This is a genomic window from Chryseobacterium sp. (genome assembly GCF_022869225.1).
Classification (GTDB): Bacteria; Bacteroidota; Bacteroidia; order Flavobacteriales; family Weeksellaceae; genus Chryseobacterium.
Map to the genome: position 1 here is coordinate 1,488,703 of NZ_JALIHL010000001.1, position 13,718 is coordinate 1,502,420.

The 13,718-nt window shown below is 38.9% G+C and carries 15 protein-coding genes; 10 read left to right on the forward strand and 5 right to left on the reverse strand.

Annotated features, from left to right (window positions below):
* Window positions 1–57 precede the first annotated feature (57 nt).
* The 3 genes from MUW56_RS06935 to MUW56_RS06945 all read left to right on the forward strand — a co-directional run bounded on the left by MUW56_RS06935 (window position 58) and on the right by MUW56_RS06945 (window position 3,147).
* Window positions 58–810, forward strand: a complete 753-nt coding sequence (locus MUW56_RS06935) for a DUF3575 domain-containing protein (RefSeq protein ID WP_292012513.1) — start codon at window positions 58–60, stop codon at window positions 808–810.
* A gap of 99 nt (window positions 811–909) precedes the next feature.
* Window positions 910–1,833, forward strand: a complete 924-nt coding sequence (locus MUW56_RS06940; protein ID WP_292012514.1) for a hypothetical protein — start codon at window positions 910–912, stop codon at window positions 1,831–1,833.
* 21 nt (window positions 1,834–1,854) lie between these two features.
* Complete coding sequence (locus tag MUW56_RS06945) at window positions 1,855–3,147, forward strand: MFS transporter (protein ID WP_292012515.1); 1,293 nt, start codon at window positions 1,855–1,857, stop codon at window positions 3,145–3,147.
* A gap of 54 nt (window positions 3,148–3,201) precedes the next feature.
* Here MUW56_RS06945 and MUW56_RS06950 read toward each other — a convergent pair whose 3' ends face one another.
* Together MUW56_RS06950 and MUW56_RS06955 are read right to left on the reverse strand one after the other, a co-directional pair.
* Window positions 3,202–3,417 (reverse strand): hypothetical protein, encoded by a 216-nt coding sequence (locus MUW56_RS06950; protein WP_115970288.1) that lies wholly within the window; start codon window positions 3,415–3,417, stop codon window positions 3,202–3,204.
* A 216-nt stretch (window positions 3,418–3,633) separates the two neighbouring features.
* Window positions 3,634–4,488, reverse strand: a complete 855-nt coding sequence (locus MUW56_RS06955; protein ID WP_292012516.1) for an AraC family transcriptional regulator — start codon at window positions 4,486–4,488, stop codon at window positions 3,634–3,636.
* A 128-nt stretch (window positions 4,489–4,616) separates the two neighbouring features.
* Here MUW56_RS06955 and MUW56_RS06960 point away from each other — a divergent pair, with 128 nt between their 5' ends.
* The 5 genes from MUW56_RS06960 (at window position 4,617) to MUW56_RS06980 (ending at window position 8,632) form a co-directional block, all read left to right on the forward strand.
* Window positions 4,617–6,008 (forward strand): MFS transporter, encoded by a 1,392-nt coding sequence (locus MUW56_RS06960; protein WP_292012517.1) that lies wholly within the window; start codon window positions 4,617–4,619, stop codon window positions 6,006–6,008.
* 111 nt (window positions 6,009–6,119) lie between these two features.
* Entirely contained in the window at window positions 6,120–6,971 is an 852-nt protein-coding gene (locus tag MUW56_RS06965) for an alpha/beta hydrolase (RefSeq protein WP_292012518.1), read from the forward strand.
* Window positions 6,971–7,441: a sigma-70 family RNA polymerase sigma factor gene (locus tag MUW56_RS06970; protein WP_292012519.1), complete on the forward strand. Its 471-nt coding sequence runs from the start codon at window positions 6,971–6,973 to the stop codon at window positions 7,439–7,441. The genes MUW56_RS06965 and MUW56_RS06970 overlap by 1 nt, the downstream gene beginning before the upstream one ends.
* Entirely contained in the window at window positions 7,431–8,021 is a 591-nt protein-coding gene (locus tag MUW56_RS06975; RefSeq protein ID WP_292012520.1) for a hypothetical protein, read from the forward strand. Before MUW56_RS06970 ends, MUW56_RS06975 begins: the two co-directional genes overlap by 11 nt.
* Window positions 8,018–8,632 (forward strand): trans-aconitate 2-methyltransferase, encoded by a 615-nt coding sequence (locus MUW56_RS06980; RefSeq protein ID WP_292012521.1) that lies wholly within the window; start codon window positions 8,018–8,020, stop codon window positions 8,630–8,632. The genes MUW56_RS06975 and MUW56_RS06980 overlap by 4 nt, the downstream gene beginning before the upstream one ends.
* Window positions 8,633–8,721: 89 nt before the next feature.
* Here the strand turns inward: MUW56_RS06980 and MUW56_RS06985 are convergent, their stop codons facing one another.
* The 3 genes from MUW56_RS06985 to truA form a co-directional block, all read right to left on the reverse strand.
* Window positions 8,722–10,479, reverse strand: coding sequence for an ABC transporter ATP-binding protein (locus tag MUW56_RS06985; RefSeq protein WP_292012522.1), 1,758 nt, complete (start codon window positions 10,477–10,479; stop codon window positions 8,722–8,724).
* 177 nt (window positions 10,480–10,656) lie between these two features.
* Window positions 10,657–11,001, reverse strand: a complete 345-nt coding sequence (locus tag MUW56_RS06990; RefSeq protein ID WP_292012523.1) for a hypothetical protein — start codon at window positions 10,999–11,001, stop codon at window positions 10,657–10,659.
* A 24-nt stretch (window positions 11,002–11,025) separates the two neighbouring features.
* Window positions 11,026–11,778 (reverse strand): tRNA pseudouridine(38-40) synthase TruA, encoded by a 753-nt coding sequence (truA, locus tag MUW56_RS06995; RefSeq protein WP_292012524.1) that lies wholly within the window; start codon window positions 11,776–11,778, stop codon window positions 11,026–11,028.
* A gap of 87 nt (window positions 11,779–11,865) precedes the next feature.
* Between truA and lpxK the strand changes: the two genes are divergently transcribed.
* Complete coding sequence (gene lpxK, locus MUW56_RS07000; RefSeq protein ID WP_292012525.1) at window positions 11,866–12,891, forward strand: tetraacyldisaccharide 4'-kinase; 1,026 nt, start codon at window positions 11,866–11,868, stop codon at window positions 12,889–12,891.
* Entirely contained in the window at window positions 12,875–13,690 is an 816-nt protein-coding gene (locus MUW56_RS07005) for a purine-nucleoside phosphorylase (RefSeq protein WP_292012526.1), read from the forward strand. The genes lpxK and MUW56_RS07005 overlap by 17 nt, the downstream gene beginning before the upstream one ends.
* Window positions 13,691–13,718 lie beyond the last annotated feature (28 nt).

Here is a 13,718-nt window from a genome sequence, read left to right on the forward strand (position 1 = left end):
ATATTAAATTCAGCCCGTTTTTTGCTGGTATAATATTACAACACAAAATATAAGATCATGAAAAAAGCAGCCATAATACCTCTTTGTCTTCTGTTTTCACAAGTCTGTGCTCAGGAAAACGAAAACATTACGGCAGATAAGATGAATATTGTCAAAACGAATGTTACAGGATATGCCTTCCGGAATATCAACCTGTCTTACGAAAGAGCCATCACCCGATGGTTTTCATTAAACATTGGTTTTGGAACCATGCCGGAAGGGAAAGTTCCTTTTATCAACTCTTTCCTGAAAGATGAGGATGAGAAAAGATTTCAGAACCTCAGAGTAAAAGCAACCCAATTCACAATAGAGCCGAGATTTTATCTTGGAAAAGGCTATGGAAAAGGTTTCTATATTGCTCCTTACTATCGTTATTCAGATGTTTCTTCCAATACTTTTGATTTTTATTATGATTATAACGGTCCTGATGGCAACACCTATCACATTCCTATTAAAGGGCAGGGAAGCACCAAAGGAAACAGTGGCGGACTCATGGTGGGAGTACAGTTTTTCCTTACCAGAAGCCAAAATTTAGTGCTGGACTTTTGGATCGCCGGGGCCCATTACGGAAGCGGAAAAGGTAATTTTACCATGACCAGCGATTATGTACTCACTCCTGATATGCAGGCACAGCTTAAAAAAGAAATAGAAAAACTGGATATCCCGATTGTAGATTATACCGTTGAAACAAATGCAAATGGTGCTAAAATAAGAGTAGACGGGCCGTGGGCCGGTTTCAGAAGCGGGCTTTCTCTGGGGTATCGGTTTTAAAATGATTTTACATCACTGCCAAAACAAACCATCCTTTTCCGGGGATGGTTTTATTTTTTAATGAAATTTGTATCTTGCCTCTCTTTATAACTGGGAAAAATGATAGAATTAATCAGAGAAAACAAATTTGAAGAAGTAAAAGAGCTATTAAAAAACTTAAAAGAACTTCAGATACACGCATTCTTATTGGAGATATTAGAGGGAAAAACGGTTCATGCAGATGAAAATAGTTTTGCCCCGGAAAAATATCAGATAGAGTTCACAGAAGGGGTTCAGCTTTATAAAACTCTTGAAAAGTCAGAACTGGACAGAGAGCTATTAGCCCAATTTGTCAATATACTCGTTGAACTGGCTTTTACAATGGGGCTTTATATACAGGACGTATCATTAACGGCCATGAATCAGGGGGCGTATCTTACAGATTCAGAGCATATATATAAAGTGGATCCCGAAATTAGACTTCATATTCAGGAATTGATCAATATACTTAAGAATAAGCCGGAACAGGAAAAAGCGATCGCTAATCTTTCCACAGCAAAGGCTAAAGTAACCCACTCCATTGACAACATTCTTGAAAAGTATGAAGTGGGAGAAGATATGCTTCAGCTTGCAGAAACGTATGGAAAAGCAGGACAAACAGAAACAGCCGCCCAAATATACCTGGGTATCATGACCGACTTTGAATGTGATTCTGTACGGCAAAGCTCAGGGCTCGTCCCAGAAATGACTCATGTAGATGACAGGCCCGAAACTGAAATTGCAGTTTTTAATAAGGCTAAAATTAATTTCGAAGAAATCACAGGGCAAAAGATACAGGAACCTAACAGAATTCATGTTAAAGAAAGTAAAGATGCAGAAAGCCTGGTAAGATCTGTGATAGAAGCAGCTCAGGAACAAACGGAAGGAGAAGTTGAAACTGAAGATCAGGATCAGAAAGAGCATCTCCCTGAAGTTCCCTCTCAAGCCAATCCGGCAAAACCAGGATTATTGGCTAAAATAAAAAGAATCTTTACTAAAAACTGATTCCACGTTTAACTTTGATCTATGAACTCATCACCTATTACCTCCGGCCAAAGAATCAAAGCCATTATAGGCGGATCTATCGGGAATCTGGTAGAATGGTACGACTGGTATGCTTATGCCGCCTTTGCCATCTATTTTTCCCATTCATTCTTTCCGGATTCTGATCTCAATGCACAACTGATGAATACTGCAGGGATATTTGCTGTCGGATTTCTTATGCGTCCTATCGGAGGCTGGTTGTTTGGAAGTATTGCCGACAAAATCGGGAGGAAAAGAGCAATGACCCTTTCCGTATTGCTGATGTCATTCGGATCACTTCTGATTGCCCTCACCCCTACCTATCAGTCGATAGGGATTCTTGCTCCTGCTTTATTACTTGTTGCCAGACTGCTTCAGGGATTAAGCGTAGGAGGTGAATATGGAGTTTCCGCCACCTACCTCAGCGAAATGGCCACTCAGAACAGAAGAGGATTTTATTCAAGTTTTCAGTATGTGACGCTGATCGGCGGACAGCTTATTGCGCTGGGAATCCAGCTTATTTTACAGAAATTACTATTGACGGAAGCCCAGCTGGAAGATTGGGGTTGGAGAATTCCCTTTGTAATCGGCGCTATGCTATCCATCATTGCTTTATATCTGCGAGCCAATCTCCATGAGACCGAAGCATTTGAAAATAAAAAAGAAGTCAGCGAAAAGAAAAAAGGAACAGTCAAAGAACTTTTAAAACATCCCAAGGCGCTTCTTACCGTTGTAGGATTAACTTTAGGCGGGACACTGGCATTCTATACCTATACGACTTATATGCAGAAGTTCCTAGTCAATACGGTTCATCTTACCAAAGAAGAATCCACTTTGGTTTCATTTATCTCATTATTTATATTTGCCTGTCTTCAGCCGGTATTTGGGAGTCTCTCCGACAGAATAGGAAGAAGACCTCTTTTACTGGGATTCGGTATCCTGGGAACTTTATGTACGGTTCCGCTCCTTACGGCGCTCAGTACCACAACTTCCATATGGGCAGCCTTCTTTCTGATTATGGCAGCGCTGATCATTGTAAGTGGCTACACATCCATCAATGCTGTTGTAAAAGCCGAGCTTTTCCCTTCTGAGATCAGAGCTCTCGGAGTGGGTCTTCCTTATGCCCTTACCGTGGCCATTTTTGGAGGAACGGCAGAATACATTGCCCTTTGGTTTAAAAAGATCGGTAATGAAAATTATTTTTACTGGTACATCACAGGATGCATACTCTTCTCACTCATCGTTTATGCGGGAATGAAGGAAACCCAAAAAACCTCCACACTGGATAAAGATTGACAATAAGACCTAAAAAACCGGCGCCGCAGATTCTCTGTGGCGCCGGTTATATTGTTAATGATAAGCTTGTTTAAATTTTTCAATCATACTGTCTAAATTATGTCGTTGGACATACACAGTTTTCACCTCTTCATACCTCGGCGATTTGTAGAAAACCTCATGGAAATCCATGCTTCCGTTTCCTACTTTTACAACTTTCTGCACTTCAATATTAAGCTTCTTCAGCTCGTCTTTAAAGACTTTAAATTCATCTTGGATACTACTACTCATTTATATTTTTTAGTTTTTTAGTTAAAAATTCCACTTTTATATGATACCCCTATAATATGTAAGGTATAGCCTTAAATATTTAATAAATTTACTAATTTTTATCAATATAAACACCTCTTTGTCATTATTTTTTTTAAATATCCAACAAATTCCGGAAAATTACATTTATTTCGATAATAATTACCCAGACATATTCCTTCTAAAAAACCTCAATCATTATAAGGAGAGCTTCTGTCCCATTGCAGCTGATTTTTTCTTTCTAAACTCTGAAGGCGTCAAATTGCGGTATTTCCGGAACAGATGGTTCAGATGGCTTTCGTCGGTAAAACCAAGTTCAAAGGCAATTTCACCGATACGCATATTGGTGTACAGCAATTTATTTTCAATGAGATTAAGGCGGTACTGTGCGATATAGTCCTGCAAGGTCTGCGCGGTGTGCTTTTTAAAATAGCGGCTTACATAAGTGGTTGAAAGACCAAAAACAGCTCCAATCTGTTCCTGTTTCAGTTTTTCCGGTTCACAGATATGGTTTTGAATATATTGCAGAATGTTCACAATCTTCGAGTCGGAGTTTTCGGAAATCTCTTCCGGTAGGGGCGCCTGAGCTAAATTCCGCGCTACAATCAGAATCAATGCATTGACATACTGCTCAATAAGCCTTTTGCTGTACAGACTTCCATTGACCGATTCACGCACAATTCCCTCCGTCAGGTACTTTACTGCCGTCTGATCATTTCCGCCCCTAAGGATACATCCTCTGTTGGATTGAACTTTACTCAGCAGAAGTTCCAGCTTAAGGCTATTATCCATCGCCAGGGCATCCTGTTCGAGGGAGTGTTTACTGAATCTTATAAATAGAAATTCAGTAGTCTGCTGAATGTCAAATGTAATAACATCCAAAGGCATTAAAACCAGCATATCTCCGGACTTATAAGGCACTTGATAGTCATTCACCAGTTGACGGCCATTTCCGGAAATAATATATACCAACTGATAAAAATGATATACTTTCCCTCTTACCGGACATTCATCCAGCTTTTCATAAAGAATCTTATACGGACTATTCATCATTCAAAAGACTAATTAATACAAATTTATGGCACAATAGTACAAAATTTAAGCAATTCATCTGTATAATTTTACCTTCATAATAATTCCTGTATGATTTCTAATAATCAATACATGCTAAATGCTCTCTTATGAAACCTATTTACTCTTTATCATTAAAAAATGGAATCAGTCTGCTTCTCATTTCCATGTCTGTTTTCCTTTGTGTGCTGGATCTTTTTATTGTCAATATAGCGATTCCTTCTATCCGTGAAAACATTAATGCCAATGAAGCCGAGAGCCAGTTTATCATTGTGTTTTATATCATTGGATACGGAGCTTTTCTGATCACGGGAAGTAAGTTTGGAATTAAATATGGCCACAAAAAAGTGTTTGTACGGTCCATGCTTGGTTTTATGCTCTTTTCTTTTTTCTGCGGAATAGCCCAATCGCCGCTGCAACTGAATACCAGCCGGCTTTTCCAGGGGATTACCGCTGCATTTATGGTTCCACAGGGGGTAGCATTAATCGCTGATATTTTTCAGGGAGAAAGAGAACGGTCCAAAGCCCTGGGGATTTATGGAGCGGTTGCCGGCTCTGCTTCTGTTTTGGGACAGGTCCTGGGAGGTATTATCCCTGATATGAGTATGGCTTTTGAAGCCTGGCGGATTATTTTTCTGATCAATGTTCCGCTTGCATTGGCTACTGCTCTGCTTGCTGCAAAATTGCTGCATGAAATTGAGCCTAAAAAAAAGGAAACGATCCAGAATTCTTCTCAGACCGCTCTCATTATCCTGCTGGTTCTATTGATTTACCAGATCATCATTGCTGGTGAAGAAGGCTGGAACCGCAGCACCATTAGTATTGCGATGCTCCCTTTAACCGGTTTGATTTATTTTATCTACCGTCAAAGCAAAGATTATCATGCAGGAAAGAATGTTTTGATCAGTATGAAGCCTTTTACCTATTCCAGTTTTGGTATCGCCGTAACAGCGGCCGCAGCGTATTGCCTCGTTCAGGATGCCTATTTCTTTATTAATGCCAGCTATTTTCAGGAGCATTTATTGTTCAGCTCATCAAAAACAGGAAGCCTATTTGCCTTTCAGGGGATCGGATATGTAATCGCTTCTCTGTTTGGGGTAAAATATCTGCATCATTATCAGGAACGTTTTATGGCTTTGGGGTTAATTCTGATGGTGGCCTGTCTGTTTCTTCACATCTATTTTCTGAACGGGCCGGGTGTAAGGAGTACAACTGTTGCTGTGATCCTTTTCTTCTACGGAACCGGATGCGGTATTGTTCTTCCTTCCATGTTTACCAATGCAATGCACCAGCTCCCGCCGGGTGTCACATCTGTGGCTTCAGGTATTTATCTTACGGTACAGCAGATCAGTATTGCATTAGGGGTCAGCATCCTTGGGAGAATATATTTCAATACTTCAAACGGCTATCATACAGCTACCCTGTCTATGATCGTATTATTGGGCATCACGTTTCTGATCTTCGGAATTTCAATGGCAAGAACCTTTCGGACAATACACTAATCCATCAATAGATTGAGTTTCTGTTATATTTTAAAAAAATTTAAAAATTTCTGTAACATTTTTAAAATACCGGTCTCTAAAAGGCAAATAAACTTTAAAACCTCAGAAATCATGAAAAAATTCAGAATCCTATTGATTATTATGTTATTTTTTGCTGCCTTATGCAATATATTGGGTCAGGAAATATCATATCCGTTTGAAGTAAAGAAAACAGGAAAAGGAAAACAGTCTCTGATCTTTATTCCTGGTTTTGCATCTTCAGGAGAAGTATGGAATGAGACTGCTTCAAAATTTGAAAAAAATTTCACCTGCTATATATTGACAATGGCAGGATTTGCAGGGGCAAAGCCTGAAACGGATGCAAGCTTTAAAGATTGGGAAAAGGGAATTGCCTCCTATATAGAAGACCATAAAATCGAAAAGCCCATCATCATCGGACACAGTATGGGCGGAGGCCTTGCGTTGGCAATGGCAGCCGACTATCCTGAACTGGCAGGTAAAATTGTGATCGTAGATACATTGCCCTGCCTTGCTGCGATTTCTGATCCAAAATTTACCTCCAAAGAAAATAATGACTGCTCATCAACCTTTAATAAATTAACAGCCATGACAGACGAACAATTTCGTCAAATGCAGACACAAGCTATTCCACGACTTCTTGCAGATACTTTCATGCAGGAAACGGTGATCAGCTGGAGCATGAAATCTGACAGAAAAACATTTGCCAACATGTACTGTGACTTCTCCAATACTGATCTTAGAGAAAAAATAAAAAACATAGAGTGCCCTTCTCTTATTCTATTGGAATCTTTTTTTGTTAATTTAAAACCCACAATTGAAGACCAGTATAAAAACTTAAAAAATGCCAATATGCAATACGCTTCCAAAGGATTACATTTCATCATGTATGATGATAAGGAATGGTATTTTAACCAGCTGAATAACTTCTTATCCACAAAATAATGGCATTTGAAGAGATATATGACCACTACTGGCAGAGGATATTCCGGCTTTGTATGGGATATGTAAACGATGCCGAACTAGCTCAGGATCTGGCCCAGGAAACTTTTATTATTGTCTGGCAGCAACTTCCAAAATTCAGGAATGAATCCAGTATCGGAACCTGGATTTTCAGGATAACCTCCAACAATTGCCTGAGGCAGATTGAAAAAGAAAAAAGATTCGCTAAAACAGATCTGCCCATCAACCTGGAAGAAAAGAAACAGGAATCTATGGAACCTCAGATACAGCTGCTTTACCAGTTTATCTCAGAGCTTCCTGAAACAGAAAGGATCATTATCTCCCTAGAACTGGAAGAAGTAAAACAGTCCGAAATAGCCCATATCGTGGGACTTTCAGAATCCAATATACGGGTAAAGATCCACAGGATCAAAGATAAGCTAACTAAAAAGTTTAAAGAAAATGGATACTAATATAGACTTCAAAAATATCTGGAAAAAGCAAACCTCCGATAAACCCAATATAGAGGAACTTCTTCGAAAATTAAAAAAATTCAAGAATGAAAATCTCCGTAAGCTGATCCTTACGAACATTTTACTCCTTGCCACTTCTTTATGCATTGGCTATATCTGGTACCATTACCAGCCTCAGCTGCTGACTACAAAGATCGGAATTGTCCTTGTCATCCTGGCCATGGTTATCTTCCTGTCGGCTTATAACAAACTGTTTATGACGTTCTATACCATTGACAATACCCAGTCAAACAGTGAATACCTGCACAATTTATATTCCGTAAAAAGCAAACAGAAATGGATGCAGACCACGATGCTGAATGTATATTTCATCATGCTGTTTTTGGGAATCTGCCTGTATATGTATGAGTATACTTCAAAAATGCAGCTGGTATATGCTGTCCTTGCTTATATTCTTACTTTCGCCTGGATCGGATTTAACTGGTTTTACATCAGGCCGAAAACAATAAAAAAACAACAGGTAAAACTTGACGGATTAATTAATAAATTTGAGGAAATAAATAATCAATTTAAAGAATGAAGAGCTCTTCTGATAAAAGCCATTGGGAAAATGTCTATGAAACCAAAAATCCCGACCAGGTAAGCTGGACCCAGGAAAAACCCTCAACATCCCTTGATTTTATCCATTCATTCGGATTGGGTAAAGATGCAAAAATCATTGATATCGGCGGTGGGGACAGTAATCTTGTAGATTTTCTTATCAGAGAAGGATATAAAAATATTACAGTACTTGACATTTCTGCCAAGGCCTTGGAAAAAGCAAAAAAAAGACTGGGAAATGCCGCTGATACGGTGAAATGGATCGTAACGGACATTACTACATTTGAATCTGCAGAATCGTATGATATCTGGCATGACAGGGCTGCCTTTCATTTTCTGACGGCTCCGGAACAGGTTTCAAAGTATATTGATATTGTAGGCCAATATGTAAATCATTGTATGGTCTTAGGAACTTTTTCCAAAAATGGGCCTTCCAAATGCAGCGGACTGGATATTCAGCAGTATGATGAACATTCTCTATCTGAAAAATTCCAAGCAGATTTTGAAAAAATAACATGCATCACCGAAGATCATACCACACCTTTCGGAACCACTCAGAATTTTGTTTTCTGCAGTTTTAAAAAGCTTTAAAAATAAAAAAGAGAGTCCAGTTTTGAACTCTCTTTTCTTATAATCGTATTCTTTCTGAAATTTGCAGGATCTCCACTGAACACATTGAATCAGGATTTCTTCTCTTCTTCCATTTCCACCTCGTGACGCAGCTGGGCTTTGTAAAGAGTGGCATAATATCCGTTCTTATCCAGAAGGTCCAGATGGGTGCCCTCTTCTACAATTTTACCATGCTCCATGACAATGATCTTATCAGCTTTTTCAATAGTAGAAAGCCTGTGTGCAATGATGATCGAGGTTCTGTTTTTGGTGATCTTTTCTGTGGCTCTCTGGATCAGTTTTTCACTTTCATGATCGATTGAAGAGGTTGCTTCATCCAGGATCAGAATTTTAGGATCAGAAAGATAGGCTCTAAGGAAAGATAACAGCTGTCTCTGGCCTAAGGAAATAGAGGATCCTCTTTCGCTTACCACATAATCATATCCTCCGGGAAGCTGTTCGATAAACTGATCAACTTCAATTTCTCTTGCTCCTGCTTTTATTTTATCCAGTGTAATGCTGTCGTCTCCGAAGGCAAGGTTTTCAAAAATACTTCCGTGGAAAAGGAAAACATCCTGCAATACAACTCCAATGTGGCTTCTAAGGTTGTATAATTCATAATCTTTCAGGTTTATATCATCGATAAGAATAGTTCCCGAATTAATATCATAAAGCCTGGTGATCAAGCTGATAATCGTAGATTTTCCGGCACCTGTTGCTCCCACAATCGCTACGGTTTCCCCAGGATTTACTTTAAAATCAATTCCTTTCAGCACTTCCTGTTTTTCATCATAAGCAAAGCGTACATGTTGGAATTCAATTTTGCCGGCAAAATGATCTTTTTTCACCTTTCCCGTATTCGGCATTGCGTTTTCTTCATCCATTAACCCCAATACCCTCTCAGCTCCTACAATCCCTCTCTGGATGTTGTTGAAACGGTCTGCAATCTGTCTTAAAGGACGGATCAGCATTGATATATACTGAATAAATGCAATAACAACCCCTGCACTGATCGTGATATATCCTCCATAAAACAGGATAAATCCAATAAAAAGTGACGAAATAAGTTCCACGACCGGGAAGAATAATGAGAAGATAAATACGGTCCTCAGCAGTGCTCCTTTTAAAGTGACATTGATATCGTCAAATTTTTTAAACTCTGCTTCCTGTCTGTTGAATACCTGAATGATCGGCATTCCCGCCAGCCTTTCCTGAACAAAAGAGTTCTGATGGGCAGTCCATGACCTTTCGTCGCCAAAAGCTTTTTTAAGTCTTTTCTGGAAAAATCTTGTAATGACCACCATCAAAGGTAAAATAGCCAGCGTAATATAACTTAAGTGAACATTGGTACTGAACATCATCACCAATACAAAGACAATCCTCAGAATATCCCCGAAGACCATCAGAAATCCATCGGTATAAACCGTTGCAATGGTTTCCACATCTCCTACCGCACGGGTAACCAACTGCCCAATCGGGGTTTTATCAAAAAATGAAGTTCTGAAATAGATCAGCTTAGCATACAATCTTTCTCTGATATCACGGATAACGTTCTGCGAGATAAAATTTGAAAAATACACTAAGAAAAAGTTTAAAACAGTTTCTGCAAATACCAGCCCCACCAAAATATAGATATGCTTCATCATTAAAGCTTTATCCTGCAGTTTGGTGATATCATTATCCACCACTTCCATGGTCAGATAGGGCCTGTAGGTAGAAACAATTGAAAGGAATACAGAAATTATTAAAGTAAGGATAAACCAAGAACGGAACTTCATTCCGATAAAGAACAGCCTTTTTATAATTCCCCAGGTATCTTGTTTTTTCATTGTACGAATCAAAAAAAAGAATTAAAATTCTATGCAAAAATAAGACTTTATAATGGGACTGCCTTTAGAACTTCTTCAAATCCTCATAGAAAATTTCAGATCTCTGTTATTTACAAAATGAATATCTTTCACCTGTTTTCAGATGAAAGATATTCATTTCCTTTATCCTGTTTAGGTTTATTTGCGGGAACTTCCTCCTATTTCATCTATCTCAATTAACGGCTTTTGAAGATTTTCTCTTTTAAATTTTTTCTCAAGAAGCTGATAAATGCCCCAAACGGCAGCAATAGAAATCAGCCAGCTGATGATATTGATGATAGAATATCCGGTATAATTGACATTTTCCAAAGTAGCAGGGTCTGTGATTCCTTTATAGACTCCATAGCCAACTCCCAGAATAATCTGAGTTCCTAAATAAATTCCTATGGCCAAAAGACCAAGGTGCCATTTTGTTTTGCCAAACCTCTCAGCTAATTGTGCATAGTATCGATAGGCACCGATAAGAATTAAAATTGATAGCATAGTTATTGTTTTAGTTTTTTTTATTTAAAATTCGTAGCCCACATCTACCAGATACAGCCCGTGGGCAGGTGCTGATGTGCCTGCAGCATTACGGTTTTTATCTTCAATGACTCTACGAAGGTCTTCAGGGTTCAATTTTCCTGTTCCTATTTCAACCATTGTCCCGACAATAGCCCGAACCATATTTCTAAGAAAGCGGTTGGCAGAGACTGTAAATTTCAGTTCTGTTCCATTCTGTTCCCATTCTGCTTTATACATTTTGCAGATATTGGTTTTGTTGTCGGTTTTTAATTTCGCAAAACTAGTAAAATCTTCATATTCAAATAAAATTTTACAGGCTTCGTTCATCTTACTGATATCCAAAGGCCTCTTCCAGTGCTGCCATGCAGATTCCTGGGTAAATGGATTTTTATCCAGCGAAATATAATATTCATACGTTCTGTAGGTCGCATCAAAACGGGCATGAAAGTCATCTTTTACCTGAAAAATCCTTTTGATAGAAATGTCGGGTGGAAGAAAACTGTTCAGCCTGCGTGGAAGCTCGCCGTTCAGTTCCTTTTCCGTATCAAAATGGGCAAATATTTTTTTGGCATGTACTCCGGTATCCGTCCTTCCGGCGCCGGTTGTTTTAATTTCTTCTCTTAAAATAGTGGAGAGCGCTTTCTCCAGTTCTTCCTGCACAGAAACGGCGTCCGGCTGTATCTGGTAGCCGAAATAATTCTTTCCGTTATAAGAAAATTCAATAAAGTATCTCAATGTATTGTAATAACTCCACAAAAATACTTTAATTTAACGAAATATTTGTTGAAAAGTCTTCGAGAATATTACCCTGATGCGTATGAAAATTCCTATTTTTGCAATCGTATGAAAAGATGGTACCTTTATCCTTTTTCCCTTGGTTATCATTTGGTAACGGGTATCCGAAACACAATGTATGATTGGGGAATTTTTAAGTCGACAAAATTCAAGACACCGATAATCAATGTCGGGAACCTTTCTGTAGGCGGAAGCGGAAAGTCACCGATGGTGATGTATCTTGCCCAGTTTTTATCCAAACATTACAGAACAGGAGTACTTTCACGTGGTTACGGAAGACTGACCAAAGGATACGAGGTGACCAATTATGACAGCAACTATAAAATGGTGGGTGATGAAGCGATGCAGCTTTTTGAACGCTTCAAAAACCGTTTTGTGATCGCGGTCTCAGAAGAAAGGGTTCCGGGTGCCAAAAAAGTGATCGGCGATATGGATCTGGATGTATTGGTATTGGATGATGCCCTGCAGCACAGAGCTATCAAAGCAGGATTCAATATTCTGATGACAGATTTCAATGATCCTTATTTTAAAGATTATCTTCTGCCTGCCGGAGACCTCAGAGAATCGAGGGCAGGCGTTAAAAGAGCAGACATCATCATGGTGAGCAAATGCCCCGATGAACTGACGGAGGAAACCAAACGCTATTATATTTCAAGGATCAGGCCTTCTTATGGACAAAAAGTATTCTTTTCATCCATCGGCTATGATGAAAATGTATACGGAAAAGATAAAATCCTTCCGGATAACAACCTGAATTATTATGATATTTTACTGATCACGGGAATTGCCAATCCTAAACCTCTTCTGGAGCATCTTGCCAAATTCTCAAAAAGGGTTAACCATCTTAAATTCAGAGATCATCATAATTTCACCGATGACGATATTAAAAAAATCCTTGCTGAGTATAAAAAATTGGGGGAATATAAACTGATATTAACCACAGAGAAAGATTATGTCCGTCTGAAAACTTTTGATTATCTTAGAGAAATTGTTTACTACTGGCCTATCAATGTTCTTATTGATAAAAAGGAAGAATTCAATCAAATCATCTTAGATTATGTTAGAAAAAATTAAAGAGACAGCAGACTTTATCAAAAATATCATTCAGGAAACTCCTGATTTTGCTGTCGTTTTAGGATCAGGACTGGGAAAATTACAAAATGAAGTAGAACCGATCCATATTTTAGAATATAAAGACATCCCCAATTTCCCACAAACTACGGTAGCAGGACATACCGGAAAACTGATTTACGGATTGCTCGAAGGCAGAAAGGTGCTGATGATGAGCGGACGTTTCCATTATTATGAAGGACATTCTATGGAAACCGTGACCTTCCCTGTCAGGGTTTTTCATCTATTGGGAATAAAAAACCTGATTCTTTCCAATGCCTGTGGCGGAGTAAATCCAGCGTTCAGTGTTGCAGATATCGTAATTGTAAAGGATCATATCAATATGATGCCTGAGCATCCGCTACGCGGGAAAAATAATGATGAGCTTGGACCGCGTTTTGTGGATATGAGTGAGCCTTACCACAAAAAAATGATTACAGTAGCTGAACAGGCTGCTTCAGAAAACAATATCAAAATTCACCAGGGCGTTTATGTATCACTGCAGGGACCAACTTTTGAAACTCCCGCTGAATATGGAATGATCAAAGCCATTGGCGGAGATATGGTAGGAATGAGCACCGTTCCGGAAGTCATTGTTGCCAGACATATGGGAATGCATGTATTCTGTATGTCTATCATTACAGACCTTGGCGGACCGGATATTGCGTTTGCCGTTTCTCATGAAGAAGTTTTGAATGCTGCCAATAAAGCTATGCCCAACGTGATTGCCGTTGTGAAAGGCTTGATTAAAAACTATCAATAGATACTCTTCAAATTCCTAATGTTACAGC